At 72.6% G+C, this 26,681-nt stretch carries 29 protein-coding genes and 2 pseudogenes; 12 read left to right on the forward strand and 19 right to left on the reverse strand.

Annotated elements, in window-relative coordinates:
* Window positions 1–9: 9 nt before the first annotated feature.
* Both ACFV04_RS14550 and ACFV04_RS14555 read right to left on the reverse strand, forming a co-directional pair.
* Window positions 10–867 carry a hypothetical protein gene (locus ACFV04_RS14550; protein ID WP_380529204.1) on the reverse strand — a complete coding sequence of 286 codons (858 nt, stop codon included), beginning with the start codon at window positions 865–867 and terminating at the stop codon, window positions 10–12.
* 372 nt (window positions 868–1,239) lie between these two features.
* Window positions 1,240–2,127: a LysR family transcriptional regulator gene (locus ACFV04_RS14555; protein ID WP_380529206.1), complete on the reverse strand. Its 888-nt coding sequence runs from the start codon at window positions 2,125–2,127 to the stop codon at window positions 1,240–1,242.
* Between the two features lie 146 nt (window positions 2,128–2,273).
* Between ACFV04_RS14555 and ACFV04_RS14560 the strand changes: the two genes are divergently transcribed.
* A complete protein-coding gene (locus ACFV04_RS14560) occupies window positions 2,274–2,792 on the forward strand; it encodes a hypothetical protein (protein ID WP_380529208.1) in 519 nt (172 codons plus the stop codon).
* Entirely contained in the window at window positions 2,785–4,455 is a 1,671-nt protein-coding gene (locus tag ACFV04_RS14565; RefSeq protein ID WP_380529210.1) for a multicopper oxidase family protein, read from the forward strand. Before ACFV04_RS14560 ends, ACFV04_RS14565 begins: the two co-directional genes overlap by 8 nt.
* Window positions 4,456–4,498: 43 nt before the next feature.
* On the opposite strand, the gene ACFV04_RS14570 is transcribed toward ACFV04_RS14565, so the two are convergent.
* Entirely contained in the window at window positions 4,499–5,350 is an 852-nt protein-coding gene (locus ACFV04_RS14570; RefSeq protein WP_380529212.1) for a patatin-like phospholipase family protein, read from the reverse strand.
* A gap of 218 nt (window positions 5,351–5,568) precedes the next feature.
* Here ACFV04_RS14570 and ACFV04_RS14575 point away from each other — a divergent pair, with 218 nt between their 5' ends.
* Window positions 5,569–6,129, forward strand: a complete 561-nt coding sequence (locus ACFV04_RS14575; RefSeq protein WP_380529214.1) for a TetR family transcriptional regulator — start codon at window positions 5,569–5,571, stop codon at window positions 6,127–6,129.
* 286 nt (window positions 6,130–6,415) lie between these two features.
* Window positions 6,416–8,053 carry an alkaline phosphatase D family protein gene (locus ACFV04_RS14580; RefSeq protein ID WP_380529215.1) on the forward strand — a complete coding sequence of 546 codons (1,638 nt, stop codon included), beginning with the start codon at window positions 6,416–6,418 and terminating at the stop codon, window positions 8,051–8,053.
* Between the two features lie 61 nt (window positions 8,054–8,114).
* Here the strand turns inward: ACFV04_RS14580 and ACFV04_RS14585 are convergent, their stop codons facing one another.
* Window positions 8,115–9,326, reverse strand: a complete 1,212-nt coding sequence (locus ACFV04_RS14585; RefSeq protein WP_380529217.1) for an ATP-binding protein — start codon at window positions 9,324–9,326, stop codon at window positions 8,115–8,117.
* A gap of 687 nt (window positions 9,327–10,013) precedes the next feature.
* Between ACFV04_RS14585 and ACFV04_RS14590 the strand changes: the two genes are divergently transcribed.
* A complete protein-coding gene (locus tag ACFV04_RS14590; protein WP_380529219.1) occupies window positions 10,014–10,295 on the forward strand; it encodes a hypothetical protein in 282 nt (93 codons plus the stop codon).
* Window positions 10,296–10,613: 318 nt separating this feature from the next.
* On the opposite strand, the gene ACFV04_RS14595 is transcribed toward ACFV04_RS14590, so the two are convergent.
* From ACFV04_RS14595 to ACFV04_RS14610, 4 genes are all read right to left on the reverse strand, one after another.
* Entirely contained in the window at window positions 10,614–12,167 is a 1,554-nt protein-coding gene (locus tag ACFV04_RS14595) for a M48 family metalloprotease (protein ID WP_380338158.1), read from the reverse strand.
* 346 nt (window positions 12,168–12,513) lie between these two features.
* The gene (locus tag ACFV04_RS14600) at window positions 12,514–13,416 is read right to left on the reverse strand and encodes a hypothetical protein (protein ID WP_380529221.1); all 903 of its coding nucleotides are present in this window, start codon (window positions 13,414–13,416) and stop codon (window positions 12,514–12,516) included.
* Window positions 13,417–13,753: 337 nt separating this feature from the next.
* Window positions 13,754–13,900 carry a hypothetical protein gene (locus ACFV04_RS14605; RefSeq protein WP_380529223.1) on the reverse strand — a complete coding sequence of 49 codons (147 nt, stop codon included), beginning with the start codon at window positions 13,898–13,900 and terminating at the stop codon, window positions 13,754–13,756.
* A 308-nt stretch (window positions 13,901–14,208) separates the two neighbouring features.
* Window positions 14,209–14,670, reverse strand: a complete 462-nt coding sequence (locus tag ACFV04_RS14610) for a hypothetical protein (protein ID WP_380529224.1) — start codon at window positions 14,668–14,670, stop codon at window positions 14,209–14,211.
* A 220-nt stretch (window positions 14,671–14,890) separates the two neighbouring features.
* Here ACFV04_RS14610 and ACFV04_RS14615 point away from each other — a divergent pair.
* Window positions 14,891–15,391: pseudogene (locus ACFV04_RS14615) on the forward strand (ISAzo13 family transposase); the annotation flags it as partial.
* A gap of 14 nt (window positions 15,392–15,405) precedes the next feature.
* Here the strand turns inward: ACFV04_RS14615 and ACFV04_RS14620 are convergent.
* The gene (locus ACFV04_RS14620) at window positions 15,406–15,693 is read right to left on the reverse strand and encodes an NUDIX hydrolase (RefSeq protein WP_380529226.1); all 288 of its coding nucleotides are present in this window, start codon (window positions 15,691–15,693) and stop codon (window positions 15,406–15,408) included.
* 178 nt (window positions 15,694–15,871) lie between these two features.
* On the opposite strand from ACFV04_RS14620, the gene ACFV04_RS14625 reads away from it, so the two are divergent.
* Window positions 15,872–17,020, forward strand: a complete 1,149-nt coding sequence (locus ACFV04_RS14625; protein WP_380529228.1) for a hypothetical protein — start codon at window positions 15,872–15,874, stop codon at window positions 17,018–17,020.
* A 272-nt stretch (window positions 17,021–17,292) separates the two neighbouring features.
* On the opposite strand, the gene ACFV04_RS14630 is transcribed toward ACFV04_RS14625, so the two are convergent.
* From ACFV04_RS14630 to ACFV04_RS14665, 8 genes are all read right to left on the reverse strand, one after another.
* The gene (locus ACFV04_RS14630) at window positions 17,293–17,436 is read right to left on the reverse strand and encodes a hypothetical protein (RefSeq protein ID WP_380529230.1); all 144 of its coding nucleotides are present in this window, start codon (window positions 17,434–17,436) and stop codon (window positions 17,293–17,295) included.
* On the reverse strand, window positions 17,433–17,750 hold the full coding sequence (locus ACFV04_RS14635) for a hypothetical protein (protein WP_380529259.1): 318 nt from the start codon (window positions 17,748–17,750) through the stop codon (window positions 17,433–17,435). The genes ACFV04_RS14630 and ACFV04_RS14635 overlap by 4 nt, the downstream gene beginning before the upstream one ends.
* Window positions 17,716–17,946, reverse strand: a complete 231-nt coding sequence (locus ACFV04_RS14640) for an NUDIX domain-containing protein (protein ID WP_380529255.1) — start codon at window positions 17,944–17,946, stop codon at window positions 17,716–17,718. Before ACFV04_RS14640 ends, ACFV04_RS14635 begins: the two co-directional genes overlap by 35 nt.
* Window positions 17,895–18,095 carry a DUF397 domain-containing protein gene (locus ACFV04_RS14645; protein ID WP_380529256.1) on the reverse strand — a complete coding sequence of 67 codons (201 nt, stop codon included), beginning with the start codon at window positions 18,093–18,095 and terminating at the stop codon, window positions 17,895–17,897. The genes ACFV04_RS14640 and ACFV04_RS14645 overlap by 52 nt, the downstream gene beginning before the upstream one ends.
* 68 nt (window positions 18,096–18,163) lie before the next feature.
* Window positions 18,164–18,376: a DUF397 domain-containing protein gene (locus tag ACFV04_RS14650; protein WP_380529232.1), complete on the reverse strand. Its 213-nt coding sequence runs from the start codon at window positions 18,374–18,376 to the stop codon at window positions 18,164–18,166.
* 230 nt (window positions 18,377–18,606) lie between these two features.
* Entirely contained in the window at window positions 18,607–19,152 is a 546-nt protein-coding gene (locus tag ACFV04_RS14655; RefSeq protein ID WP_380529258.1) for a GNAT family N-acetyltransferase, read from the reverse strand.
* A gap of 217 nt (window positions 19,153–19,369) precedes the next feature.
* A complete protein-coding gene (locus ACFV04_RS14660) occupies window positions 19,370–19,561 on the reverse strand; it encodes a DUF397 domain-containing protein (RefSeq protein ID WP_380529234.1) in 192 nt (63 codons plus the stop codon).
* Entirely contained in the window at window positions 19,558–20,388 is an 831-nt protein-coding gene (locus ACFV04_RS14665; protein ID WP_380529236.1) for a Scr1 family TA system antitoxin-like transcriptional regulator, read from the reverse strand. Before ACFV04_RS14665 ends, ACFV04_RS14660 begins: the two co-directional genes overlap by 4 nt.
* Before the next feature lie 142 nt (window positions 20,389–20,530).
* On the opposite strand from ACFV04_RS14665, the gene ACFV04_RS14670 reads away from it, so the two are divergent.
* Both ACFV04_RS14670 and ACFV04_RS14675 read left to right on the forward strand, forming a co-directional pair.
* Window positions 20,531–20,962 carry an ATP-binding protein gene (locus ACFV04_RS14670; protein ID WP_380529238.1) on the forward strand — a complete coding sequence of 144 codons (432 nt, stop codon included), beginning with the start codon at window positions 20,531–20,533 and terminating at the stop codon, window positions 20,960–20,962.
* A 13-nt stretch (window positions 20,963–20,975) separates the two neighbouring features.
* Window positions 20,976–21,548 (forward strand): hypothetical protein, encoded by a 573-nt coding sequence (locus tag ACFV04_RS14675; protein ID WP_380529240.1) that lies wholly within the window; start codon window positions 20,976–20,978, stop codon window positions 21,546–21,548.
* A gap of 344 nt (window positions 21,549–21,892) precedes the next feature.
* Here the strand turns inward: ACFV04_RS14675 and cyaB are convergent, their stop codons facing one another.
* Window positions 21,893–22,480, reverse strand: a complete 588-nt coding sequence (gene cyaB / locus ACFV04_RS14680; protein ID WP_380529242.1) for a class IV adenylate cyclase — start codon at window positions 22,478–22,480, stop codon at window positions 21,893–21,895.
* A 549-nt stretch (window positions 22,481–23,029) separates the two neighbouring features.
* Between cyaB and ACFV04_RS14685 the strand changes: the two genes are divergently transcribed.
* Window positions 23,030–23,956: an FG-GAP repeat domain-containing protein gene (locus ACFV04_RS14685; RefSeq protein WP_380529243.1), complete on the forward strand. Its 927-nt coding sequence runs from the start codon at window positions 23,030–23,032 to the stop codon at window positions 23,954–23,956.
* Between the two features lie 470 nt (window positions 23,957–24,426).
* Here the strand turns inward: ACFV04_RS14685 and ACFV04_RS14690 are convergent, their stop codons facing one another.
* Window positions 24,427–25,524: a sugar ABC transporter substrate-binding protein gene (locus ACFV04_RS14690; RefSeq protein WP_380529245.1), complete on the reverse strand. Its 1,098-nt coding sequence runs from the start codon at window positions 25,522–25,524 to the stop codon at window positions 24,427–24,429.
* A gap of 173 nt (window positions 25,525–25,697) precedes the next feature.
* Here ACFV04_RS14690 and ACFV04_RS14695 point away from each other — a divergent pair.
* Window positions 25,698–25,898, forward strand: a pseudogene (locus ACFV04_RS14695) (IS630 family transposase); the annotation flags it as partial.
* A gap of 196 nt (window positions 25,899–26,094) precedes the next feature.
* Complete coding sequence (locus ACFV04_RS14700) at window positions 26,095–26,664, forward strand: DinB family protein (RefSeq protein ID WP_380349186.1); 570 nt, start codon at window positions 26,095–26,097, stop codon at window positions 26,662–26,664.
* Window positions 26,665–26,681: the final 17 nt, after the last annotated feature.

Genomic DNA, 26,681 nt, shown 5'->3' on the forward strand with positions numbered 1-26,681 from the left:
CGGATGTCGTCAGACCTTGCATTGCGGGTTCGGTCCGCAGGTGAACACGTTCGGGTCGCAGGTGTCGAAGCAGGTGCGGCTGGTGACGACCGCGCAGGTGGCGCAGGTGGCGCAGGTGGCCCCGGCACGGGTGACGCACGCGTCCGCGGTGCACCCGCACGTGTCGAAGATGGTGGCGCACGCCGCGTTCGCGGTGCACCGGCCCGTGACGCCGATACGGGCGCACGCCGCGTCCGCGGTGCACTGGCAGGTGACCTCGATGGTGGGGCACGCTGCGGTGGCGCACCTCGCGTCCGCGGTGCACCGGCACGTGCTGTCGAAGGTGACGCACGCCGTGTCCGCGGTGCACTGGCATGTGTGCCTGCAGCCGGTGTTGAACTCCGTCGGACAGTCGAAGTCGGTGATGCAGCCGAGGTCGGTGCGGCAGCCGTCCAAGGTCGGTCCCGGCAAGGTCTCCGGCCCGGGCAGGGTCGTCGGTACCGTCCCCGTGCGGCGCGGTTGCCCGAGTCGCAGGTCGAGGTCGAACTCGTCGACGGGGGTGGCGGATGCCACCTGGGTGAAGTGGACGGTGGCGTCGCGACGCAGGGTCACCTTGGTGGCGTCGAGGCCGACGAAGGGTGGCTGGTCGCTGCCGACGTCCTCCGCCGACAGGACGTCGGCGGAGGCGAACTCGGCGTAGTAGTCGAGCTGTTTGTTGAAGTACAGGCGCCGGAAGCCGGTGCGGTCGCTGTCGCCGAGCAGGCCACTGAGTGTGAGCGTCCTGGGGGGCCGTTCGGTCGGGTCGGACAGGTTCCTCGCCACGAAGTCGTCCTGTGGGCGGTCGCCGATACCGCTGGGCCCACCGGGTTCGGAGTTCTTGCCGGCCATGTCAACCTCGGGTGCTCCTGGAGCGGTTCCTGTCCGCTTTCGCGTCGGCGACGGTTGCGCAGGGTACGCGTTCCCCGGGGTGTGCCGTCCCCGGCCCGCCGGAGGGCGTGCCGGACGGCGGCGTCACCGGCCGGAGGCCGCGACCGCGCCGCACCGTCGACCTGTCAGTGCTCCTGCGGCATGCCGGAACTCACGAGGACACAGGCCACGGGACGGGGAACCGCGTGCCGGTTGCGTTAACTCTGCGTCACTCTCTGTCCTGTTTCTCCTCCCATTGTGGGCCAAACCGCTCGTACCCGCACGGTCCGAGGCGGGGGCCGCCGGCCGCCCCCGCCCGCTGCCCGCCGTCAGGCCCGGCCGCCGCCGTCGTCGTCAGGCCGGTCCGCCGCCCGTCCAGTCCCAGGCGGCGACGGCGTCGCGCAGCAGGCGGGCGGCGGTGGGCAGGCGCCCGCCCGCGCCCCAGGAGAGGGTGAGGGCGCGCCGGCAGTCGGGGCTGTCGACGGCGACCCAGGTCAGCGGCAGGCGGGTGGCGGTGCGCCGGGCGATGGCAGGCACCAGGCCGATGCCCAGGCCCGCGCTGATGAGTTCGGCGATGGTGCCCGCCTCGTCGCCCTCGCAGACGATCCGCGGCACCAGGCCGCGCCCGGCGAACAGCCGCTCCAGCAGACGCCGTTGCCAGTGCCCGGGCCGGGCGGCGATGAACGGCTGGTCGGCGAGGTCGTCGATGCCGACCGCTGCGCGGGCGGCCAGCGGGTGCCCGAGGGCGACGGCCAGTCCGACCTCCTCGTCCAGCAGCAGGACGGATTCCAGGCCCTCGGCGGCGATCGGCTGGGAGGCCACGGCGAGGTCGATCTCCCGGGCCCGCAGCCGGCGGCCCATCTCCTCGGCGGACAGCTGGTGCAGCTCGATCTCCACCTCGGGGTGGGCCCGCTTGAACGCGGCCAGCGGCCCGCTGAAGGCCAGGAAGGTCTCCGACGCCAGCCGCACCGTGCCCAGGCCCCGCCCCGCGGCCTCGGCCACCGCCCGCCGTCCGGCCTCCAGTTCGCCGAGCGAGCGCTCGACGTGGCCGCGGAACACCCGCCCGGCCTCGTTGAGGCGCAGCCGCCCGCCCCGGTCGAACAGCGGCGCGCCGAGCTCCGCCTCCAGCCGGGCGATGCTGCGGCTCAACGACGGCTGGGCGACGCGCAGTTCCTCGGCGGCGCGGCTCAGGTGCTCCAGCCGCGCCACCGCCAGGAACTGGGTGAGCGTGTTCAGGTCCACCGGTCGCCCCCAGCTGCCATGTCCTCTGCGGCATAACGCCATAGCACTATTGATCTTAGACACGATAACCGGCGGGTCATAGCGTCATGGGCAGGCCGCGCACCGGGAACAGCGCGGCCCGAGCAGAGCGAGGAAGGACGCGCGCCATGGCCATCGCAGCCGACAGGTCCCGTCCGGGCACACCGGCCCGGTCCGCCACGGGGGAGCGGACCGGGCCCGCCGGCTGGACACTGCGGGCCCTGGTCACCGCCCACACCGTCGCCGTCTCCGGCCAGCCCGTGTTCGCCGGGGTCTACCTCAGCGGCGACTTCGACGGCCTGGGCTGGCACGCCGCCGGCGCCGACGCCGTCACCTCGCTCGGCTACCTCCAGCTGATCGCGGCCGTCGTGGTCCGGGTACGGCTGCGCCGCTCCTGGCCGCTGCTCGCCACGCTGGCCGTGGTCGCGGCCGAGACCGTGCAGTACGTCGCCGGGCTGCGCGGCGCGCTGTGGCTGCACCTGCCGCTGGGGGTGGCCACCGTCACCGGGATCGTCGTCCTCGCCGTCGCCCTCTGGCGCACCCCACTGCCGCCGCGCACCCCGCTGCCGCCGCGCACCCCGAAACGCCGGACCGGACCGGAGCAGGCGCAGCAGACCGGGCCGGAGCCGGAGGCCGACCATGCCTGAGGACTTCGAGACCCGCACCGCCGCCCCCGGCCCCTCCGACCCCCGCCCGCTCGGCCTGACCCGACGTCAGATCCTCGGCATCGGAGGCGCCTTCGGCCTGCTCACCACCGCCGGACTGGCCTCCGCCGCCGCCCTCGCCCGCCGTCCCGCCGCCACCGGCGCCGAACTGCGCAGCACCGCCGCGCTGCCGCCCCCGTTCCGGACCCCGCTGCCCCTGCCCGCCGTGCTCAGGCCCGTCGCCACCGACGGCGCCGCCGACCGCTACGAGATCACCCAGCGCGAGGCGAGCGCCGAGATCCTGCCTGGCCTGCGCACCCGCCTGTGGACGTACGGCGGCACCTTCCCCGGCCCCACGATCGAGTCCCGCCGCGGCCGCCCCGTCACCGTGACGCACCGCAACGAACTGCCGGTGCCCACCGTCGTCCACCTGCACGGCGGACGCACCCCGGCCGCCTCCGACGGCTACCCCACCGACCTCGTGCTGCCCGCCGCCTGGCCCGACCCCGCCGCCGGACCGGATGCGCACGCCATGGCGGGCATGCCCGGCATGGCCCGGGACGCCCAGGGCATGGCCGACCCGCGCGCCGTCACCAGCCGCCTCACCCGCGACTACACCTTCCCCAACGACCAGCGCCCCGCCCTGCTCTGGTACCACGACCACCGCATGGACTTCACCGCCCCCGCGATCTGGCGCGGCCTCGCCGGCCTGCACATCGTGCGCGACGACACCGAGGACTCCCTCGGCCTGCCCGCCGGCCCCCGCGAACTGCCCCTGATGATCACCGACCGCGCCTTCACCGCCGACGGCAGCCTCCACTACCCGTCCCTCGACCCCACCCTGCGCGAACGCCCCGGCGTGCGCGAGCCCTACCTCGCCGGCGTCCTCGGCGACGTCATCCTCGTCAACGGCGCCCCCTGGCCCGTCCACGAGACCGACGCCGCCCGCCACCGGCTGCGCCTGCTCAACGCCTCCAACGCCCGCCACTACGCACTGGAGGCGGTCACCGACGACGGACGCCGCCTCGACCTCGTCCAGATCGGCTCCGACCAGGGCCTGCTCGCCGCCCCCGTCACCCACCGCACCCTGCCGATGGCCCCCGCCGAACGCCACGACGTCGTCATCGACTTCGCCCCCGTCCCGACCGGCGGCCTGGTCCGCATCGTCAACCGCCTCGGCACCGGGCGCACCCGCGACGTGATGGCCTTCCGTGTCGCCCGCCCCGCCGCCGACGACAGCCGGATCCCGCCCGTCCTCGCCACCGACCTGCCCGACTGGCGCCGCCAGGACGCCGTCCGCGTCCGCGACTTCTCCTTCCGCGCCGGACGCATGAACGGCGGCCACGGCTGGCTCATCGGCGGCAAACCCTTCGACCCCGCCCGCACCGACGTCACCGTCGGCCTAGGCGACACCGAGGTCTGGCGCCTGGTCGCAGACGTCCACCACCCCGTCCACCTGCACCTGACCGGCTTCCGCGTCCTCACCCGCGGTGGCCGCCCCCCGCTGCCCCACGACGCCGGCCTCAAGGACACCGTCTCGCTGCGCCCCGGGGAGTCCGCGGAGATCATCACCCGCTTCGACGGCTACCGCGGCCGCTACCTCTTCCACTGCCACAACGCCGAGCACGAGGACATGGGGATGATGGCCAACCTCGAAGTCGTCTGAAAACCCGAGGATCCGACGCTCGGTCAGGCACGGGGGTCGCGGGTCAGGCGGATCCCCAGACGGCGCGCACCCGGTCGGCCGCTTCGCCGCCCTGGCGCACGCCCTCCCGGTACGCGCCGACCCAGGTGTCCCAGTCCGCCCGCTCGGAGTCCAGCACCGCCCGCGCGCCGGCGTCGGGCGCGAGCGCCACGGCCGACGGCCAGGGCGTGAGGTCGGTGGGCGGGTGGCGGTGCGCCAGCGGCTCGACCACGACCAGCGCGCGGGCCCCGGCGGCCAGGTCGGCGTTGGCGCCCGCGCGCAGCGCGCCGTCCATGCCGCGGCGGCCCCCGGGCAGCGTGACGGGCACCTCCGTCCCCGGGAAGGCGCTGGAGGCGGCCACCGCCCGCAGCAGCGGCACGCCGTCGCCGGCGCCGAGCACCAGGGGCTCGCCGTCCACCGCGTCGACGGTGGTCACCAGCAGGCGCCGCTCCGGCCAGGCGGGCGTGCCGATCAGGGCCTCGCGGCGGGCCAGCAGGTCGCGTTCGGCCCCGGCGTCGGCGCTCGCCAGCGCGATGGCCCCGACCCGGCGGCGCGCCTCGGCCGGGTCCAGGCCCTGGCCGAGCACGGCGAACACCTCGCCCGTGACGGCCGGACCGGGCCGGCGGGCGGGAGCCGCAGGGGCCGCGGCGGCCGGGGGGACCGGGGGAGTGGCAGGGGCCGCGGCGGCTGCGGGGCGCCGGGCCGGGTCCACCAGGCGCTCCAGGTCCTGCCCTCCGGCCAGCAGCGCGGCCACGATCGCCCCGGCCGAGGTGCCGACCGTCAGGTCCGCCGCGCCCAGGTCCACCCCGGCTCCGCGCAGCCCGGCCGCCAGCCCGGCCGTCCACGCGGCGCCCGGCCGGCCCCCCGGTCCGAGCACCAGAGCCCGCCCGATGCCGTGCCCGTCTCCGTTCCCGTCTCCGTTCCCGTCTCCGTGACTGTCCGTCACAACGCTCTCGTTCCGCATGGCTTCCCCCTTCGTCACGGCGGCCCCGCCGTTTTCGACCATTCTTGAAACAGTCGTACCATAAACCCGTCCGGCAGTCCCGCCCGAAACCGACCAGGCATCATCGGGCCCCGCAGAAAGGACCGGCCACCGTGGCACGACCCGCCGACCCCGCCCGCCGCGAACGCACCCTGGCCCGGGCGACCGACCACGTCCTCGCCCACGGCCTGGCCGGACTCAGCCTGCGCCCCCTGGCCGCCGCCCTCGACACCAGCCCGCGCATGCTGCTCTACGACTTCGGCAGCAAGCAGGAACTGGTCGCCGCCGTCCTCGCCGAGGCCCGCCGCCGCGGCGCGGCCCGCCTGACCGGCTGCCCGCCACCGGGAACGGGCACGCCCGCGCAACGGCTGCGCGGCATCTGGGCGTGGCTGAGCGCGCCCGAACGCGCCCCGTTCGTCCGGCTGTTCTTCGAGGTCCACGCCGACGGGCTCGCCCACCCCGAGCACTACCCGGACCGCGCCCGCGCGATCACCGACTGGTTCGACACCCTCAGCGCCGCCTTCCGCGACGTCGCCGACGGCGAGGACGACACCGCCACCCCCACCCTGGTCATGGCCGTCCTGCGCGGCCTGCTCTTCGACCTCACCACCACCGGCGACCGCGACCGCGCCGACCGGGCTCTGGAACGCTTCGCCCGCCTGCTGGGGACTTGACCCACCCATGGCACGGATGCCACACCGCCGCCACCACGGGCGGAGCAGAACGGTTCCGGCGCCGGCTCCGGCGTCCGCACAGCACCGACACGACGCCGTTCCGCACCCGAAGACCCCGGTTCCTCATGGTTCGTGACGATACGTCGGACCTTCACGGGTCTCCCACCCGATGATCACCCCGCTGCCGGAATCCCGACCCCCGCAGGACCGGGCGGTCCACTCCAATTCCCTTCGCACACCCCCGGAGCACCGAGCACCGAGCACCGAGCAGCGAAAGGCCACCCCCATGACCCGCCCCGCCGACCGCCCCACCCCCGACCGGCTGCTGCGCGAAGCCGCCGCCCGCCTCGACCGCCGCCGCTTCCTGACCGTCACCTCCGCCGCCGCAGCCCTCGCCTTCGGCGTCAACCTCCCCTCCGCGCACGCCGCCGACGCCGAACTCACCCCCCGCGCCATCGGCGACGACCCCTTCACCCTCGGCGTGGCCTCCGGCGACCCGACCCCCGAATCCGTCGTCCTGTGGACCCGCCTGGCCCCGCGCCCGCTGGAACCCGGCGCCGGCCTGCCACCCGCCGGCTCGGTGCGCGTCGGCTGGGAGATCGCCCGCGACGAACGCTTCCGCCGCGTCGAACAGCGCGGCAGCGCCCGCGCCCACGCCGAGTTCAGCTACGCCGTGCACGTCGACGTCGACGGCCTCGACCCCGCCCGCACCTACTGGTACCGCTTCACCGTCGGCCCCTGGGCCAGCCCCACCGGCCGCACCCGCACCACCGCCCCCCGCGGCCACCGGCCCGACAGCGCCCGCCTCGCCCTCGTCTCCTGCCAGGCCTACGAGGACGGCTACTTCACCGCCTACCGCCACCTCGCGACCGAGGACGTCGACGCCGTCTTCCACGTCGGCGACTACATCTACGAATACGGCATCGACGCCGCCGGTGGCGACCGCCACTACACCGACCGCACCCTGCCGGCCCACCACAACCACGAGACCACCACCCTGGAGGACTACCGGCTGCGCTACTCCCTCTACAAGAACGACCCCGACCTGCAGGCCGCGCACGCCGCCCACCCCTGGTACGTCACCTGGGACGACCACGAGGTGGAGAACAACTACGCCGCCGGCATCCCCGAGAAGAACCAGGACCCGGCCCCCTTCGTCGCCCGCCGCGCCGCCGCCTACCGCGCCTACTGGGAGAACCAGCCGCTGCGCATGCCCCGGCCGCGCGGCACCGACCTGACCCTCTACCGGCGCGTCCACTTCGGACGACTCGCCCAGTTCGACATCCTCGACACCCGCCAGTACCGCGACGACCAGGCCAACGGCGACGGCTGGCAGTACCCCACCCCCGAATCCGACGCCCCCGCACGCACCCTGATGGGCGCCGCCCAGGAACGCTGGTTCGCCGAAGGCCTGCGCCGCTCCCGGGCCACCTGGAACGTGGTACCGCAGCAGGTCGTCTTCTCCCGCCGCAGGAACACCACCGCCGGGCCCTCCAAACTCTCCATGGACGCCTGGGACGGCTACCCGGCCGCCCGCGAACGCTTCCTCAAGGCCGTCGACCGGTCCGGCGTCAAGAACCTGGTGCTGCTCACCGGCGACGTCCACGTGGCCTACGCCCTGGACGTCAAGCGCGACTTCGACGACCCCGACTCCCGCACGGTGGGCGTGGAGTTCGTCGGCACCTCGATCAGCAGCGACGGCGACGGCGAGCAGAAGCCGTCCAACTGGACCACCCTCATGGCCGCCAACCCGCACATGAAGTTCTACGACGGCCGCCGCGGCTACACCGTCGTCACCCTGGACCGCCACCGGGCCCGCGCCGACCACCGCGTCGTCTCCCACATCACCCGCCCCGGCGGCACCCTGTCCACCGCCGCCTCCTTCACCACCGAAGCCGGCAACCCGGGCCTCCACCCGGCCTGACGCACCCGCACCCCGGCCCCCGCCACCCCGTGGGAGGCAGCGGGGCCGGGGAGCCGGGGGCTCAGCCGCCCCGGACGATCCGGCCGACGACAGCGGCCGCCTGCTCCGGGTGCCCCTCCAGCCAGGCATCCAGCTGCTCCCGGACGGCCTCGCCGACACAGGTGCGCACGGCGGCGTTGCCCAGCCAGTCGCGCCTGGAACCCTCGAACTCGGGCCGGTCCAGCTTCACCGACACGACCGCCGTCAGGCCCGCGCCGACCTGCTCGGGAGTGGGGCCAGGGTCCGCCGCAGTCAGCAGCAGCCGCTTCCTCGCGTAGGCGGTGACCGCGGCCACCACCCCGTCACGGAAGCCGACCACGTGCGAACCGCCCTCGATGGGACGGCTGTTGACGAAGCTCCGGATCCGCTCCGCACCGCAGCCGCGCCAGCGGAAGGCCAGCTCCACCGTCCCCGCCATCCGCGGGTCCTCGCCCTCGAAGGCGATGATGTCCGTGCCCGCGTCCGCGCCCGGGCCCGCGCCCGCCGCCTTTGCGGGGTCGGGTGCCGGCTCCTCGGCGTCGAGCAGGGCGACGAAGTCCCGCACCCCGCCGGGGAACCGGAAGCGAACCGACCGGCCCTCGCCCGACCGGTCCTCGCCCGGGCGGCGCTCGTCCGTCAGCGAGATGTCCACGCCGCGGTTCAGCAGCGCCAGTTCCCTGAACCGCTCCGCCAGCCCGTCGAACGAGTACTCGGCGGTCCCGAAGATGTCGGTGTCGCGCCAGAAGGTGAGGGTGGTGCCGCTTCCGGGGCTCCCGGCCGCCGGCCCCGCCTCGGTGAGCGGGGTGACCGCCACCCCGCGCGCGTACTCCCGCACCCAGCGGGTCCCCTCGCGCCGGACCTCGGCCGTCATCCGGCGCGACAGGGCGTTGATGACGGAGGGCCCGACACCGCCGACCGCCACGTCGTGACGGCCGCCGGGCCCGGTCCTGGTCCCGATGCGGGTCAGAAGGGTTTCGAGGCCGGGATTGCCGGCGTCCCCGCTCTCGTGGACGGGAACGCCCGGGCCGTCGTCCTCGACGCGCACGCCGCCGTCGGACGTGAGCGTGACCTCGACGCGGCCCGCGCACCCGGCCAGGATCTCGTTGACCGCCCGGTCGACGACCTCGAACACCATGTGCTGCAGGCCTCGTTCACCCGTCGAGCCGATGTACATCCCGGGCCGCTTGCGGACGGCTTCCCACCCCTCCAGCACCTCGATACGGACGGCGTCGTACGTGTTGTTCCCCTGGCTCACAGTGTCCCCTCCGAAGGTGGCCGGCAGAGCTCCACAGCCTAGGCGAGTTTCGGAATAATGCCAGGTCAGAGCCGGTTTGGCGAAGGCGTGGACGGCCCTGTGAACCGCCCGCCCGAAGGCCCCCGCCCCGGCAGTCGCGAACCACCCCCGGGGCAGGGCCACGCCCCCGCCGAGGCCGCACAAGGGGCCGTTCCGGGCGCCCCCGAGGTCACCTCTTCCACCTTTTTCGCGCCGGGGCCGGGCGGTGCGGCGCGGCCAGGAGAAACCGACCGCAGAAGCCCGGTCCATGCCCGAGCAGGCCCCGCGCCCGACAACGCCATCGAGCCGCACAGTGCCGACACGGACCCTCTGCGCCAAGCCCTCCCCGACGCCGGGGCCGCCACCTTCACCAGTGCGGACGCAGCCACGCTGCGCACCGTGATCGCCGAGGCGCGCCCGGTCCGGGACCGCCGCCGACCCGGTGCGCTGCCCGGATCTCCCCGCGAGCGCGGGGTCCCCACCCGCCGGATCCGGCAGGTCGGAGGACACAAGAGCGGGCGCGACCGGCACGCGCACCGGAAGCCGCGCTCCGACCCCGGGGAGGCCGACCGGCGGCTCATCGGGTACCGGAAGTCCCCGGGGACCGCCAGGAACCCCCGACGGGGACACCGGTAACGGTCCCGCCCGCACGAGACGCCCGGAGAGACTGTGAGCGCAGCGCCCCGGCACGGCCACCACGACGGCCACCAGCCCATCCCGCGTACCCAGGACACCGTCGCCGCCGCTCTGCCCCCGGCCCAGCGGACGGAGTTCTACCGGGAGATGGGGGAGGCCGACGTCGAAACGATCAGCGGTGCGCTGAAGCGGTGGTGGCTGCGTGCGGAGCTTGACCGCGACCCGGAAGGCGACCGGATCCACGCGGCCGTCCAAGCCGGCGCAGCCCCCGGCACCTCTGCCTCTGCGGTCCTGCGCCGCCTCGGGGCCCGGTGAGCGACCACGGCGACTTCCCGGACGACGAGCACGACCCACTCACCCTCTCCCCGCCGTCGAGGAGTTCCTCGACGACCCGGGCACGCCGGCCGACGTGCCTCCGCAGTGGTGGCGTTCCTCGTCGACCTGCGCAAGAACCCCTTTCCACACCTGAGCATGCCGGTGCCGGACCGCCTGATGAGACTCCCTGGATTTCCCCACCACAGGCTCGGGTGTTCCTCGGACCTGCTCACGCGATTCCCCACCCTGTGGCGCGCTGACCTGCAGACGGATGCCATTCGGGAGAGGCCGCCGTATTCGCTGAAGTCACCGACACCGTCATGCGGAAGGCGCGGGGGCTTGCGAGGCGAGCAGGGCTCGCAGGGGTACGGTGTCGGGCGCGTCGGCGGTGGCAGCGTCGAGGGCGTCGTCCATACCCTCCTCCCACGCCCCGGGCAGCGCCAGCCCGGGCCGTCCTGCCCACGCGATGTCCGCCGTGGCCTGCCCGACGGCGACCAGGCGGAGGTGGACCAGGCCCGCGAGCGCGTCAAAGACCCTGGGCCGGACGAAGTTGCGGGCCGACTGCCCGGTCAGCCGCGCCGCCTGGGGCGGCTTCGGCATCCGGTCGGCCACCTCCGGCCACAGCAGACCACGGTCGAAGGCGTCGAGTACCTCCTCCAGCCCGGGCAGTTCTCCGTCCGGCTCCGAGGAGCGCAGCGTCCTGGCCACCGCGAGGCGCAGGGGGCGGGACCAGCCCTCGGCATCGGCGACCGCTCGGGCCATGACGAGCCCGTCCCAGCTGATTCGCCGCATCGCCGAAGCCTCCGGTGGCAGCGTGCGCGCCTCTAGCACCGCGAACAGCTGGTCCGGCTCGCGCAGCAAGCTCAGCGCGTCCGGGCCGTCCGGCCGGTCGACGCCGCCAGGTGGCAGCGCCTCGATCAAGGCGATTCGCTCCGCGGTCGGCGGGTGGGAGTCGTACGGGTGCGGGCGCGCCGGGCGGCTCCCGGTGGCGAGCCCAGCGAGTTGCTCCGCAGTCCGGGCGGCGAGCAGCCGACGGAAGCCGCCGCTTACCTCGCCCACCGGCGGCAGCGCCCCCAGCGGCGCACCCAGGGCGGCGTACGTCGCCAGGTAGTGGCGGTGCGCGGCTTCGAGCACCCAGGTGACGCGCAGCGCGGCGGCCACCGCCTCGCGGCCGGCGTGCCGGGCGGCCACCTGGTCAGCCACGAGCTCCTGCTGACGGGCGACCGACTGCGAAGCCCGTAGGAACATCCGGGCGTACGCCGCGTAGAGGCGCCCTACCGGGTGGTGCAGCCAGGTGCCACCGGCCTCGAACGCCCGGACGGTGTGCACGACCGCCGCCCGGCCACGCATCGTGAGGCCGCCGAGCCGGGTGTCCCCGTGGCCGAAGTGTCCGAACTCGTGCGCGAGGACGGCACGCAGTTGCGGGACGCTCAGCCCGGCCAGCAGCGGCAGCCCCAGGGAAATCCGGCGCCGTCCGGGCAGCAGCCCCAGGAGACGGCTCTGCTCGGCGACGCTCGCGTTGACCTCTCCGACCAGGAACAGCTCCTCCGGCGCACGTTCCCCCGCTGCCCGGGCGGCGGCGCGGACCTCCTCCCACAGCTCCGGCTGCTCCTGCAGCGTGACCGCCACGGCCCCCGGCACCGGGCCGAGCCTTCCTGCGCGCAGCGAGGCGACCGTGCCCCGGATGATAGCCACCGCAAGGAACAGGGTGACGGCCAGCACGGTTCCCTCGAACCAGGCCGCCTGCTCGGTGAGCAGCCGCGTCACCAGCAGCCAGTCGAGTACGGCCATTGCCGCCAGCAGGCCCGCACCCATCAGGTGGAAGCCGCCCAGCAGCACCACCGCCCGCAGGGCACGCAGTCGGAACGTCATCGGAGAACCCCCGCACAGCTCGGCCGGCCCGCGCGGGCCGACGATGATCGCGCGGAGCCTACCGCCCAGCTCAGAGGCCCGCCCAGCAGCCCCTACCCCACTTCGCGGCAGGCCGCTGCGATCCGCGCGAGCTCCGGCCCTGGCGGGGCACGGCATCAAGAAGGAGCCAGGGGCCGGGACCTCGGCGCCCACCGAAACGCCCCACTCGGTTGAACACCGGAGCGAGTGGGGAAGCGTGCGTAGTCCTGGCCGTTCTCCGGGATCCTCATCAGCCCCCGGATGCACTCGGCGCCTCCGTGGCGAGCCCCGGGGCCTGCCCATCCGCTCCCGGGGCGGCATCCGGCCGTCAGGCGGCGGCGAGGCCGTCCAGGGGCAGGCCGGCCGTCGTCCCGGCCCGCAGGGCCGCCCGGGCCCGGGCGGCCCCGGAACGGGCAGCCGCCCCGCCCCCGCCGACTCCGACCGGGCGGGGTGGAAGGCCTGCGCAGGGGCGGCAGACACCGGGTTCGGGGACCGGGTCGTGGCAGCGGGCGCACTCGGTGTACCGGGCCGCCGGGGGCTGCCCGGCGGCCCGGACGGGCGGCGGCAGCTTGCGCTCCAGGCGGTGGCGGAGCACCGCGACCGCCGAGTGCATCGGAACGGGCAGGCCCGGCAGCAGGGCCCGGGCGAGGTCGGCGGCGCTGCTGCCGCGCTCCAGCCACTGCGCGACCAGGGGCGCGAGTTCCCGTGCCTCGGCCTCGCCCAGGCGCAGGCGCGGCTCGGGGCGGACCACCCGGAACAGCGTGGCCACCGCCTCGCGCAGCTGCCCGTCGGTTTCCTCCCCGGGAGTTGCGGGCGGCGGTCGTTCGGACTGCCGCGGGGGGAGGGAGGGTGGTTCTTTCCACCGGTTCTTTGAAATGGCGTCAGCACCGCCGGTGGCCGCTCCACCGGGCACCGGACGGGTGGCACCCGGCGGCGCGAGCTGCGGGGTGTCGTACACGTGGGTCTCGGTGACGATCGTGCCGTCGGGCAGACGGACCTTCTCGACCCGGTAGTACCCGGCCTGGGTCAGCTCCTTGAGGGCCTTGCGGACCGCGCCGCGCCCCTGAGGGCTGGTGTCGGCCATCTGCCGGCCGTCCTCGCGTCGGCCGTCGGGGCGGGAGAGGAGGTCCGCGAGCAGGCCGCGGGCGGTGTAGGACAGCCGCCGGTCCTGCAGCATGCCGTTGGGCAACACGGTGAAGTCGCGCACGTGGGCGCTACGATGAACGCGCATGGGGAGTGTTGGCTCCTGGTGCCGGACCCCGGGGTGTTGGTAGCACCGCCGGGGTCACCTGTTTTCAGTTTGCCCACGGAACGTACCACGGTGATTACGCGCACAACGGGCCTTTACGACAACTGCCATGACACCGTGACAGATTCGGTGCTGCCCCCGGCCCGCCGCGCGCAGGAAGTCGGACCCGCCGACTTCCTGCGCAGCCTCCGTCCGGCGGCCCCCACGGGCGGTTTCGCCCGGTGGGTGGGGGAGTTCAGTGGGTCGGGCGGATCACGGCGGTCGGTCGGGGCGAGTGCGGTGAGGGCCGCCGGGTGGTGAACGCCCGGTAGCCCCAGGCCTAGTAGAGGCGCTGGACCTTGCCGTCCCCGGCGACCGGGTCGACCGGCAGCGTGACACGGTCTTCGGCGCGCCCGACCGGCAGCGCGTCGTGGATGCGGCGGGCAGTGCCGGTGCCGCGCCAGGGGGTGCGGATCAGTTCGTTCACTGGGCCCTGGTCTGGAAACGGTGCTGCCCCCGGAGTTGGAACTCGGGGGGCAGACCTCCTGCTTCCACGGGCCAGCTGACAACTGGCCCGTGAACGCGGTGCACCTGGGCATCGTACCGGCCCGAGCATCCGAGGCCTGAAATGCCGGTCGCCCCCGGGCACAAGGCCCGGGGGCGAAGACCCCCGCTGACGCGGGGAAGGCTGCACTTACCCTTGCAGTCATCCTGGGCACCGCACGGCTGACCAGCGCCCTGACCGTAGACGGTGATTCGACGTAGCCACCCCGAATCAGGCTTCTGCGACAGCCCTCACCACGGGCAGACGTTCTTGCTCAGCGCGATGTAGGGAGGCAAGTAGACCTCGTCGAAGGCCAGGATGGATACGCACATCTTGCCGCTGGTCCACGGGCCGTAGTACCAGTCAGGGCCGTCGACCACCGTGGCGGCACCGCTCGTATAGGCGACGGAGTTCGACGAAGGCCACCAGTTGCGGTACTGGTCCGTTCCGCTGCTGTCTTGCCCGTAGTGCAGCACCTGCAGACCACACCGGTCGGTCCTGTTCCCTTCCTGCTGCCAGATGTGCGCCGTCACGATGTTGTTGGTGTAAGTCGTATAGACGAAGCAGCCCGAGCCGCTCGGACCGATCTGAGCGGCCCAGGCAGGGGACTCGGCCGCGATGGCTGACGGGGCGTTCGCCAAGAGCAGGCCGCTCGCAGCCATCGTGCCAACCACAGCAGCACGCATTACGCGCTGCCCCAACTTCCACTTCATGGTCCCCCCTCGTGCGGACAAGACAGAAGAGTCCCGTGCTCCATTGGCTGTCGTCGAGCCTAGGGGCTGCACAGGCGGCCCCAAGAAGGCCAAAACCAGTCATGTGAAAGGAGATTGAGAGTTCGAGCCTGCCCCGCTGGCACCCTGAAGCTGGTGGGGCTTCTTCGTGGCCTCAAACAGCCTTCAGAGGCGCCTCAGGGCGTCCTCGCAGGCCGGACAGCGCGACGCGGAGATGGCGGCCCTGCCGCTGGCCCGGCATGCCTTCCACGGAGACTGGAACTACGTCCTCCACCCGCAGTCAACCCCAGCTGTCCCGGCACCACGAACACCGGAGAACCCCGAGGCCGGGTGGAACCCGGCTCTACTGTCCGATCCCTCACTGGCTGGGATGAGTAGGCAGCAGTTGGACGACCTCACCCGGACCCTGGCACCGCACGGGGACGGCCAACGTGGCCGCCCGCCACGGCTCGCCCTCCCCGACCAGGTCCTGGCCACCGTGCTCCACCTTCGAGTCGGCCTGGCCGCCGAACCCCTCGCCGTGCTGTTCGTCAGCAGCCGGACCGCCATGCATCGCACTCTCCTGAAGATCAGGAGAGTGTTCGAAGCACACGACGTCGCGATCCCGTCGGCCACCGCCCCGCCCGACGCTCTCGACGCCCTCCAGAAGCGAGTCAGAGACCACAACCGCAGTGACAACGACAAGATCAAGACGACGTGTTGATGATCTGCAAGCCCTTAGGTGCCGACGATCCCGGTGATCTCGACGTCGATGCCGGCCTCCTCGCGCGTCTCGCGGACACCGCACCCGGCGAGCGACCCGCCGATGTCCGTCCTGCCGCCGGGCAGCGGGAAGCTCCCGTGCCCGACGACCCCGGACAGGACGGCCGCGAACCTGCCGGCGCCGGGCCTGCCCGTCCCGGACTCCGGCTCGGTCGACGCCGTCCCCACGGTCCTCGCCGAGGTCCGCGCCCTGGCGGCCGTCGAGACGGCGGTGAGCGCGGGCCCGTCCGGGGCGATCCGCACCCGCCTCGCCCGGGAGGCCGCACGCCCGGCGCGGCCGTCACCCGGGCGCCCGGCATTCGGTGTACGTCGTCGAGCGGGGTCGGTGGTGCGTGCCTAGCGTGGCGTCCTGGGGGCGATCCGAGCACTTCCACGGGCCGGGACGATCCCGTCCGGGCCCGTCCTCCAGGAGGCACTGCACATGAGACTTCGGGCATGTCCGAGCGCGCTGGCAGCCGTCGCGCTGACCGTCGGCCTGACCGCCGGCGCGACCCCGGCCGGCGCCGCGACCCCGGGCGCCGCGACCCCGGCCGGCGCCGCCGAGCCGCGGCCCTTCCTCGACCGGCTGAACACCGTGTCCCTCGTCGGGTCCACCGTCCCCGCCAACGGCGACGTGAACCCGTACGGCACGTTCACGATCCGCGAGAACGCCGGCAGCCTGCGCCGGGGCAACGTCCTGATCAGCAACTTCAACGACTCGGCGAACCTCCAGGGCACCGGCACCACCCTGGTCCAGGTCGCCCCGGACGGCACCCTGAGCACCTTCGCCACGATCGACCCGGGCGCCCTGCCCGGCCCCTGCCCCGGCGGGGTCGGCCTCACCACGGCACTGACCGTCCTGCCCGGCGGCTGGGTCGTGGTCGGCAGCCTCCCCACCTCGGACGGCACGTCCGCCACCGCCCAGGCAGGCTGCCTGCTCGTCCTCGACAAGCACGGGACGGTCCGCGAGACCATCGCGAACGACGCCATCAACGGGCCGTGGGACATGACCGCCGTCAGCTCCGGCGGGCGCAGCGAGCTGTTCGTCACGAACGTGCTCAACGGGACGGTCGCCGGCGGCGGCGCGGAGGTCGACCAGGGCACCGTCCTGCGGATCAGCCTGTGCACCGAGGGCGACGAGCCGCCGGTCCCGATGGCCTTCACCGAGATCGGCTCCGGCTTCCCCGAGCGGACGGACCCGGCGGCCCTCGTCCTCGGCCCGACCGGGGTCGGCCTGCACGACGGCACGCTCTACGTCGCCGACACCGTACGGAGCCGGATCACCGCCATTCCGGACGCGATCACTCGCACGGACAGCGCCGGCACCGGACGGGTCGTCACCTCCGGTGGCAACCTCAACGCCCCGCTGGGCATGGCCATCACGCCCCGGGGCGACATCCTCACGGTCAACGGCGGGGACGGCAACATCGTCGAGACCACCAGGACCGGACGTCAGGTGGCCACCAAGACGATCAACAGCGAAGGCACCCCGCCCGGCGCGGGCGCCCTCTTCGGCCTCGCGCTGGACCTCGACCACGACGCGGTCTACTTCGTCAACGACGCCGACAACGTCCTCGACGTCCTGCACTAGGCACATCGGGCAACGTTCGCCCTGCTGTCGTGACGCGCCGTCCGAGCACCGCCTCGGTCGGCGCGTCACGCCGTGCCGGCGCGCCCAGGGCAGCACGACCCGCCGCTGCGTCGTCCGGCGGAACAGGCACACCGCGACACCACTTTCGGCAAGGCCGGCAAGGAGCAGGCCGACCCCCACCCGCCGCGCGCAGGAAGTCGGACCCGCCGACTTCCTGCGCCGCTTCCGTCCGGCGGCCTTCACGGGCGGTTCTGCCTGGTGGGTGGGGGAGTTCAGTGGGTCGGGCGGATCATGGCGGTCAGTCGGGGTGAGTGCGGTGAGGGCTGCTGGGTGGTGAACGCCCGGTAGCCCCAGGCCTCGTAGAGGCGCTGGACCTTGCCGTCCAGGGCGGTGCGGTGGCGGAGTTCTACGGTCACGCGGTGGTTCTCCAGGTGTCGTGGGTGTACGCGGTCCAGATCCGGTCCGGGGCACTGCCGGGCGCGTGTCCATGCAAGCTGGTGCCGAAGGCCGCCGGCATCCGCTTGATGCGGGGATGGGCGGAGGCTTCGGCCGGTACGGACATCGCCGTGGCGACTGCGGGCTCCAGGTCGCCCTGGCCGAGCTGGGCCCTGGCGAGGCAGACGGTAGTGATCGCGATGGACCGCCGCATGGCGTCGCGGCGTTGGGCGATGCTGCGGTGGACGCGGGAGTGGGCATCACTGATGCCGCCCATGGAGTCGTACTCGGTCAACGACTCGACTCGGCTCGACCCGGCCGGGCCGCCAGCCGGTCTCCTCCCCGACCTCGCGGACGACGGCCGCCGCCGGATCCTCACCGGGCCCTGCCCGTCCGGCCGGTACCTCCCAGCCCCAGCGGCCGGGGTTCAGGCTTCGGTTCAGATCTGGCCGAACTCGCCACTGCGGACTGCGGCGATGAAGCTCGACCAGGCGTCGGCGGGGAAGGCCAGTGCGGGGCCTTCGAGGTCCTTCGAGTCGCGGACCGGAATCTGGCCGGACCCGAGGGCCACCTCGACGCATTGTCCCTGCTGGGCGCTGTACGAGCTCTTGCGCCAAACGGCGCTGCGCAGGTCATCCATGATCAAAGCCCTTCCGGTGTCGTGGATGTACGCGGTCCAGGTCCGGCCCGCCGGGTTCAGGCTTCGGTTCAGATGTCGCCGAACTCGCCACTGCGGACGGCGGCGACGAACGACACCCACGCCTCGGCCCGGAAGAGCAGAGCCGGCCCCTGGGGGTCCTTCGAGTCGCGGACGGGAGCCAGACCGGGGGCGTCGGCAGTGACCTCGACGCAGTCGCCGCCGTTGTTGGAGTACGAGGACTTGACCCAGTAGGCACTGGACAGGTCTACATGGTCGGTCATGATCGGAATTCCTTTCGGGCCTTGCGGATCATCTCCCGGGATGCGGCCTTCGGCAGCGCTTCTACCACCCCCGACCCCTATACCCGCCGCACGTACGCCCGCCCCCACTTCCGTAGCGAACCCGCTGCCTGCACCAGAGCCCGCTGCGCAGGAAGTCGGACCCGCCGACTTCCTGCGCAGCCTCCGTCCGGCGGCGTTCACGGGCGGTTCTGCCCGGTGGGTGGGGGAGTTCAGCGGGTCGGGCGGATCATGGCGGTCAGTCGGGGTGAGTGCGGTGAGGGCTGCTGGGTGTTGAACGCCCGGTAGCCCCAGGCCTCGTAGAGGCGCTGGACCTTGCCGTCCCCGGCGAGCGGGTTGACCAGCAGCGTGACACGGTCTTCGGCGCGCTCGGCCAGCAATGCGTCGTGGATGCGGCGAGCGGTGCCGGTGCCGCGCCAGGGGGTGCGGACGCCGATCTCCTTGACGGCCAGGGCCGGGGTGTCGGTGTACCCGTCGGGCAGGCGCTCGGTCATACGCGCCCAGTACCGGTCGCCGGCCTCGACGGTGTTGCCGTAGGCGTATCCGACCGGCAGTTCGCCGTCGTAGCCGAGGACGAGTCCGAAGCCGGGTTCGACGGCGTGCCGGTCGAGGCGTTCGGCGAACACGGCGACGCGGTAGTTCGGCAGGTGCAGCAGCGGGGCGCGCACGTCGGCGTAGACATCCAGCAGATCCTGCCGGATTTCGGGGTCCAGGGCGGTGCGGTGGCGGAGTTCGACGGTCACGCGGTGGTTCTCCAGGTGTCGTGGGTGTACGCGGTCCAGGTCCGGTCCGGGGCGCTGCCGGGCGCGGTCCTCGCCGTCCGCGCCGATCTCGGGGGCCGCTGCCCCCGCCACTTCTGGCCGGAGGATCCGGCAACGGCGGAACCCACCCGCCGCACCAATGTCAGGAAGCAGCAGCCGAAGACCCCACGACCCGCAGACGGGTCGTGGGGTCTTCGGCTGTTCGCAGGGGCCGTCACACGTCGCCGAACTCACCGGAGCGGATGGCGGTCACGAACGACTGCCATGCGTCCGCCGGGAAGGCGAGCACGGGGCCGTGAGGGTCCTTCGAGTCGCGAACGGGGACGGTGCCAGGCGCGCTGTCGGATACCTCGACGCACTGCCCGCCATTGCTGCTGTAGCTGGACTTGAACCAGTCGAGGGTCATAGTTGCCTCCGAAGCTCGCGGATCATCGCCACCGAGTCCGCCTGTGAAAGGGCATGCGTCTGCAGCTGATAGTAGGCCGCCAACTCGGCCGCGACGGTGCTGGCATCCCGTTCCAATCGGCCTTGATGCGCGCTCTCTGCATAGGAGATCAGCGATCGGTCCGGCAACGTCAGAATGGACACCGGAAGATCAAATGCCCTGTCCTCCCCGAGCTGGTACGGGGCAAGCTGGAGCCTCACGGTGGGCTCGTCGGCAAACTCGACCAGACGGTCGAGCTGAGCCGCCATCACAGCACTTCCACCCACGGCCCGACGGATGCAGCTCTCATCCATGACCACGTGGACCAAAGGCGGTGGTTCCCGCCGCATGCCCGCCTGACGGCTGATGAGGACGCGCACTCGTTCGTCCGCCTGGTCCTGAGTGATGCTTCTCCGGCGCACGGCGCCCGCCGCAATGGCCGTTGCGTACTCCTGCGTCTGCAGCAAGCCCGGCACGATTCCGAGTTCAAAGAGCCGCAACTCAACGGCCCGATGTTCTTGAGTGACGAACTCTGCGAAGCCTTCCAGCAGTGCGCTGTACTTGACATCGCTTGCCTTGTGCTTGAACGTGCCCGCCTGCGATGTGCCGAACGCGCTGTCAAGTGCTGCCGAGATCTGTCGAGTTGGTTTCCTTCGACCATTTTCAAGAGCCGAGACGTGGGACGAAGTGCAGCCGACCAACCCCGCAAGGTGCTCCTGAGTCCAGCCCCGCTGCTCGCGTGACTGGCGGAGGAACGCCCCGAACTCGGCCGCAGGGGAGGACTGAGGGTCAAGTTCCCGCTTGTTCACGGTGATTCACCCCATCAATCAAACGGAACGGACACGTTGAACAGCTCTGAAGTCTAGGCGAAAGTGGAGTCGCTGAGTAGCCGTATCGCTACACAGCGAAGCGACCCTGTGACGTCCTCCGCCCACCCTCCGAGGTACCCCCATGCTCGTTTCCCTCCGCCCCCGTACGTTCGCCGCCCGGCTGGACTCCCGTACGGACTGCACGCCGTTGGCCCGTCTCTTCCTGCGGGCCTACCTCGCCGGCTTCCCGTCCGGTGAGCGCTACTCGGACACCGCGGAACTGCTCCTCGGCGAACTGTTCGCCAACGCGGTCCGGCACTGCGACGCGCCCGACGACCGGCTGGTCGAGGTCCGCTTCGCGATCGTCGGCGACCGCTTGCGCATCGAGGTGCACGACGCCGGATCCGGGCGTCCCGTGGTCCGCTCGGCCTTCCCGGACGAGGAGTGCGGACGCGGACTGTTCCTCGTCAACGCGCTGGCCGAACGCTGGGGTTGCTGCGCCCGCTCCGGCGGGATCGGCAAGTTCGTCTGGGCCCTGGTCGCCCCTGCCCTCCCCGTCGCCGTCACCGTCTGAAAGCGCTCACCCGATGCCTTCGCCCTCCCTGACCACGCTTGCCCGGCACGCGCTCTCCCGGGGCACGACCCCGGCCGCCGCCTACGCCCTCCTCGCCCGCCGTACCCGTCAACCGCTGGCCTGCGCCCGGGCGGTGTGCCTCGCCCTCTCCATCCCCGCCGCCGAGGCGAGTCGCCGCCTCGACGACTGCCACGCCGCCCTCCTCGCCCACCCCCGGCCCGGCTCGGAGGCCGACACCGGCGAACTCCTCGAAGCCCTCGGCGTCTTCGACGTCCCCGCCACCCTCACCGACACCGACCGCGCCGTCATCGACCTCTTCCTGGTCGCCATCGACGCCATGGGCGGCATCCGCCCCGGCCACCGCCACGGCCTCGACCGCTGGTTCACCACCGGCAACCTCACCACCGCCTACCTCTCCCTCGCCGCCGCTCACCCCATGCCCCGCACCGGCGACCCGGCCCGCTACTGGACCACCCTCGTCACCGCTGGCGAACTCCTCACCACCACCCCCACCCCCGACACCCGCATCAAGCTCGCCCTCACCCACTGCCGCACCCAAGCCACCACCCACACCACCCACACCTGAACCCCACGCACAGGAAGTCGGCCCTGTCGACTTTCCACGCAGCGCCCCCGCTCTGGCCCCGGAGGGAGACTGCTACCGCTGCTGCCGGGAACGCAGGACTGCCTGGGCCGCCGAGGTGGGCGAACCCCTGCCGCGCGCGGGAAGTCAGACCTGCCGACTTCCTGTGTAGTGCCCTTGCTCTGGTCCCGGGCGGTGACTGCTGCTGCCAGGAGCGCGGTGGGAGTGCCTGGGTTGCTGAGGTGGGCGAACCTCCTGCGGTGCGCAGGAAGTCGGACCTGCCGACTTCCTGCGCAGCACCCCCAGGGGGGCAGGAGGCAGGATCAGGCGGGCCATCGGATCTTCCGTCAGGTGCGGGTCGCGGCCACCGCGTCCGTGTACAGCTCGGTCGTCAGGTCGTCCTCGCCGATCCCGAGGTCGGCCAGCACCGCCCGTACGGCGTCGAGCGCCGCCCCGAGGCTGCCCCGGTCGGCCGCAGCGGTCTCGACCTCGATGAACGTCGCATCGAGTCCCGGGACGTCGAGTTCCAGGACACGGACGAGGGTGGCGAGGAACCGCCGGCCGTCGCGCTCGAAGGCGTGGTTGCGGCACCGCTTCTCGAACCGGATGCGCGGGGTGAACCCGAGGCCGCGCATGATCTGCTGAGTCGCCTCGGCGTCCTCCACCTGTGTTTCCGCCTCCCACTTCGACCCCGACGCCTCGTCCACCCGGGCGCCCTTGTACGTGAGCACGGTGCGGGTGCCGTCGGGCCCGTGGACGGTGCGGATCCGGAGTTCGCGGTCGCCGCCCAGCAGGCTGCCGTCCGGCGCGTCGTAGTAGGTGTCGTGGTAGACCTCGGCGCGGCCGGATCCGTACTGCTCCGACTGCTCCTCCAGTCGCGCGAGGACGCGTCCGGGATCGCGTACGACGGCCTTGAGTTCCGCCTCGATCGCCATGCAGACTCCTCCTTCGGTCGGGGGGCGCGGGACTCCGCCCATCCAACCGTCACCCCGGGCCCCGGCGGGCCGGGCGGTGGCCTTCGACCCCGGCTCCCCTCGGAGCGCGACGGCAGCGCCGGCCGCGAGTAGCCGCGCCGAATCCGCGACCGTGACACCGAGCGTGTCGACGTGACGGGCCGGTTCGCCGGGCTTCATGCAGTGGAGTGGTTTCGGGCCGGTGTCTGTGACCGGCGGCCGACTTCGTGGAACGGCCTGTGCGCGAGGCAGCGCACCTCCGCCCCGGACCACCGGCGGGTTCGCCGGCCGGCCCCGGTGCTGGGCCGCCGGGTGGGCGTGCCGGCCGGCGCAAGGGCGCCTCCTCCGGCCCGTCGGATCACAGGCCGCGGCGTCAGGCCGTGGGCACGTACAGGAGGAACCACCATGCCCAGGAGGAAATCGACCCTGGTGGGTGCGGCCATCGCCGTTGTCGCCGCTCTGACAGCTCCGAGTGCCGGCCCGGCGCACAGCGCGTCGGACCCGGCCAGGGACGAGGGGACCGTTCCGGCGGTGTCGGTGAGGCACGGCAGCCCCACCCTGGACGGGACCGCGCCCGCCAAGGTCCTCGGGCCACCCGCTGACCACCTGCTGAGCGACGCGCAGCCGGACATCCTCTGGTACGACACCAGCCTCGACCAGCTCCAGATCTGGTTCATGGACGACAGCCGCATCATCACCCGGCGGACCGTGGTCGGCCCGGACGGCAGCCCGACCGGGGCCCCGGCACCCTGGCAGATCGCCGGCGCGGCAGACTTCGACCGCAACGGAATCGCGGACGTTCTCACGCACCTCGTCGACAGCGGCGAGACCGTGATCGCGTACCTGGACGGCAACCAGCGCAACACCACCCGCCGGGTCGTGCTCGACGAGAACGGCAAGGTCGCGCACGCCGGAGCACCCTGGCAGATCGCCGGCACCGCAGACTTCAACCGGGACGGGCGCCCCGACATCCTCTGGCACAACACCAGCACCGACGAGACCCAGATCTGGTTCATGGACGACAGGAGCATCATCGGCCGGGCGGATGTGCTGGAGGAGAACGGCAGTCCCACCCGCGTCGGAGTGCCCTGGCAGATCGCCGGCGTCGCAGGTTTCAACGCCTTCGGAGGCCCGGACATCCTCTGGCACAACACCAGCACCGACGAGACCCAGATCTGGTTCATGGACGGCAACCACCGCATCGCCCAACGGCGGAGCGTGCTGGAGGAGAACGGCAGCCCCACTCACGTCGGAGCACCCTGGCAGATCGCAGGCACCGCAGACTTCGACAACGACGGAAGCCCGGACATCCTCTGGCACAACACCGGCACCAACGAGACCCAGATCTGGTACCTGTCCAGCGAGCGCATCATCGGCCGGGCGGATGTGCTGGAGGAGAACGGCAACCCCACCCACGTCGGAGCACCCTGGCAGATCGCCGGCATCGGATACTTCTGATCCCGATCCCGATCCTGGTGACGGAACATCAGGACGGGTGCTCAGGCAAGCACCAGGACTTGCCCCGGGAAGCGCCGGGCAGGTCGACGCGGTCGGTCGTGATCGGCATTCCTTTCGGGCGTTGCGGATCATCTCCGGGGATGCGGTCTCCGGCCGACCTCATGCCGCGCGCGGGAAGTCGGACCCGCCGACTTCCCGCGCGCGGCTGGTGGGTTGGGGGTGGGAGGAGGCGGGGGTGGCGGTTGCTCGGCCGCCGGGGCCGGTGAGCGCGTACCGGATGGCCGACGAGGGCGAGGACCTCACCGGCGTGCCGGCGTGCCGGCGCGGACGGTGAGGTCGACGTCGGTGACGGCCCGACCGCGCCGAAGGGCCTGGAGGCCGAGCGCGGGCGGAGCGACGGGTGCTCCGGTCACGTGAACCGCCGTGTGGAGCGGGCGGCTCGGGCTCCCGGGGAGCGCGGCGGGTGGGGGCTACTTGAGGCCGGCGGCGGCGCAGGCGGCGGCGTAGTCGGCGGTGCAGATGTCGGCGGCCTTGTAGAGGCCGTCGGCGATGACGGTGGCGGTGATGTTGTCCTTGGTGACGACCTTGGCGTCCAGCAGCTTGGCCGGGACGTTCTTGGCGGTGGCGCTGTCGACGCTCGCGGTGGCGACGGACTTGACGTCCTTGCCCCGGAGGAGGTCGACGGCGATCTCGGCGGCGGTCTCGGCGAGCGGCTTGTACGCCTTGTAGATGGTGTACGCCTGGTCGCCGTTGACGATCCGCTGGATGGCGTCGAGGCCGGAGTCCTGGCCGCCGACGGGGACCTTGATGCCCGCGCCCTTGAGCTGGGTGATGATGGCGCCCGCCATGCCGTCGTTGGCGGAGTAGACGGCCTGGAAGCCGTTCTTGCCGAGCTGGGTGACGGCGGCGGAGATCTTCTGCCCGGCGACGGTCGGGTTCCACTCGCCGGACTGCTCGTAGACGACCTTCTTGACCTTGCCGTCGAGGACCTTGTGCGCGCCGGACTTGAACTGGGCGGCGTTGGGGTCGGCCTCGTCGCCGTCGATCATGACGATGTTCGCGTCGGCGGCCTGCGCGCCGAGCGCGTCGAGCAGGGCCTGGCCCTGGAGTTCGCCGACCTTCTCGTTGTCGAAGGAGGTGTAGGCGGCGACCGGGCCTGAGGCGAGCCGGTCGTAGGCGACGACCTTGACGCCCTTGGCGGCGGCCTCCTTGACCCAGCCCTCGGTGGACTTGGCGTCGAACGCGTCCAGGACGATGACCTTGACACCCTGGGCGATCAGGGTGTCGAACTGCTGCTTCTGCTTGGCGGCGCTGCCCTCCGCGTTGTTGTAGAGCACCTTGCAGTCCGCGCACAGGGCCTTGACCTTGGCCTCGATGAACGGGCGGTCGAAGGACTCGTAGCGGGTCGAGGACGCGTTCTCGGGCAGCAGCAGGCCGATGGACTTGGTGTCACCGGCGCCGGCGGAGTCCTTCTTGTCGCCGCCGGCCTTCCCACAGGCGGCGGTCATGGACAGGGCCAGCGCGAGGCCGGTGGTGGAGACGAGGACGCGACGCAGTACGGCGTTCAATTCGGTGCCTCTCCCTGCGGTCGCCGCGGCTTCACGGCGGGGTGGGGGGAGTCAACCCCGGGCGCGGACATGACGTCAATAATGCTGTGACCGAGAAGGTCCACCGTGTTGGTGCCGGCAGGTCTTGAGCCGGTCGGATGCCGCGAGACGTTCGACTCGGAGGAGCGAGGCCGGTGGCAGAGCCGGTCAGGGGCCGCAGGCTTACGGACCAGGAGGGCCGGCAGGTGCAGCGGATCGTGCGCCGTGGCAGCGCGAATACCGTGCGCTACCGGTGGGCCATGATGCTGCCGGCCTCCGCCGGCGGGAACCGGGTGCCGGTGATCGCCCAGCCGGTCCAGGCGGACGAGGACACCGTGCGCGAGGTGATCCACCGTGCGCTGCACGCCTACCCGCGCCGGCGCAATGCCAACGCCCGCCATCCCGACGTCCGCGCGGCCCAGCGCAAGGAACGAGCCCGCATCCGCAGCGAGAAGGGCACCCGGTGTAGCGGGCGACCCGGAACCCAAGCGGCGTGAAAGACGCCACGAGCACAGCCCATTTGCACAGCACGAATCTCACGAGGAGCTCCGCATGGACCATCGGGACGTCGACACGGCCTTGGCCGAGTTGCTGAAGGTACTCGGACCGCATGCCGACAAGGACTGGACGGTGCCGGCAGGTCCGCTGAAGTGGAGCTGCTGGGAGACGGCGGCGCACATCGGGCACGACCTGCTGGCCTACGCGGGGCAGGTGGCAGCACGTCCCGCCGACTCCTACCTCCCCTTCGACCTGAACATCCGCCCCACTGCCTCCCCGGCCGAGGTACTCCAGACGGTCACCGCCTGCGGCCGCCTCCTCAGCTGCGTACTGGCCGCAGCCGGTCCGACCTTGCGGGCCTGGCACTGGGGGCCCTGTGATCCCGAGGGCTTCGCAGCAATGGGCGTCGCCGAAGCCCTGCTGCACACACACGACATCACGCAGGGACTGGCCGTGGACTGGCAGCCGCCCGCACCGCTATGCGCGGCCGTGCTCGGTCGCCTGTTCCCCGACGCCCCTCCTGGAGACCCCGTCCAGGTGCTCCTCTGGTGCACCGGCCGCCAGGAACTGGACGACCTGCCCCGCCGAACCTCGTGGATATGGAAAGCAGCGCGCTCCGACTGATCGCACCGACCCGGCGA

Source organism: Kitasatospora sp. NPDC059599 (genome assembly GCF_042735125.1).
GTDB lineage: Bacteria > Actinomycetota > Actinomycetes > Streptomycetales > Streptomycetaceae > Kitasatospora.

Coding starts and splice junctions, on each gene's coding strand:
- ACFV04_RS14550 (WP_380529204.1), bottom strand. CDS start 867: ATGGCCGGCAAGAACTCCGAACCCGGTGGGCCCAGCGGTATCGGCGAC.
- ACFV04_RS14560 (WP_380529208.1), top strand. CDS start 2,274: ATGGCCATCGCAGCCGACAGGTCCCGTCCGGGCACACCGGCCCGGTCC.
- ACFV04_RS14565 (WP_380529210.1), top strand. CDS start 2,785: ATGCCTGAGGACTTCGAGACCCGCACCGCCGCCCCCGGCCCCTCCGAC.
- ACFV04_RS14580 (WP_380529215.1), top strand. CDS start 6,416: ATGACCCGCCCCGCCGACCGCCCCACCCCCGACCGGCTGCTGCGCGAA.
- ACFV04_RS14595 (WP_380338158.1), bottom strand. CDS start 12,167: ATGACGTTCCGACTGCGTGCCCTGCGGGCGGTGGTGCTGCTGGGCGGC.
- ACFV04_RS14600 (WP_380529221.1), bottom strand. CDS start 13,416: ATGCGCGTTCATCGTAGCGCCCACGTGCGCGACTTCACCGTGTTGCCC.
- ACFV04_RS14610 (WP_380529224.1), bottom strand. CDS start 14,670: ATGAAGTGGAAGTTGGGGCAGCGCGTAATGCGTGCTGCTGTGGTTGGC.
- ACFV04_RS14625 (WP_380529228.1), top strand. CDS start 15,872: ATGAGACTTCGGGCATGTCCGAGCGCGCTGGCAGCCGTCGCGCTGACC.
- ACFV04_RS14645 (WP_380529256.1), bottom strand. CDS start 18,095: ATGGATGACCTGCGCAGCGCCGTTTGGCGCAAGAGCTCGTACAGCGCC.
- ACFV04_RS14650 (WP_380529232.1), bottom strand. CDS start 18,376: ATGACCGACCATGTAGACCTGTCCAGTGCCTACTGGGTCAAGTCCTCG.
- ACFV04_RS14660 (WP_380529234.1), bottom strand. CDS start 19,561: ATGACCCTCGACTGGTTCAAGTCCAGCTACAGCAGCAATGGCGGGCAG.
- ACFV04_RS14670 (WP_380529238.1), top strand. CDS start 20,531: ATGCTCGTTTCCCTCCGCCCCCGTACGTTCGCCGCCCGGCTGGACTCC.
- ACFV04_RS14675 (WP_380529240.1), top strand. CDS start 20,976: ATGCCTTCGCCCTCCCTGACCACGCTTGCCCGGCACGCGCTCTCCCGG.
- cyaB (WP_380529242.1), bottom strand. CDS start 22,480: ATGGCGATCGAGGCGGAACTCAAGGCCGTCGTACGCGATCCCGGACGC.
- ACFV04_RS14700 (WP_380349186.1), top strand. CDS start 26,095: ATGGACCATCGGGACGTCGACACGGCCTTGGCCGAGTTGCTGAAGGTA.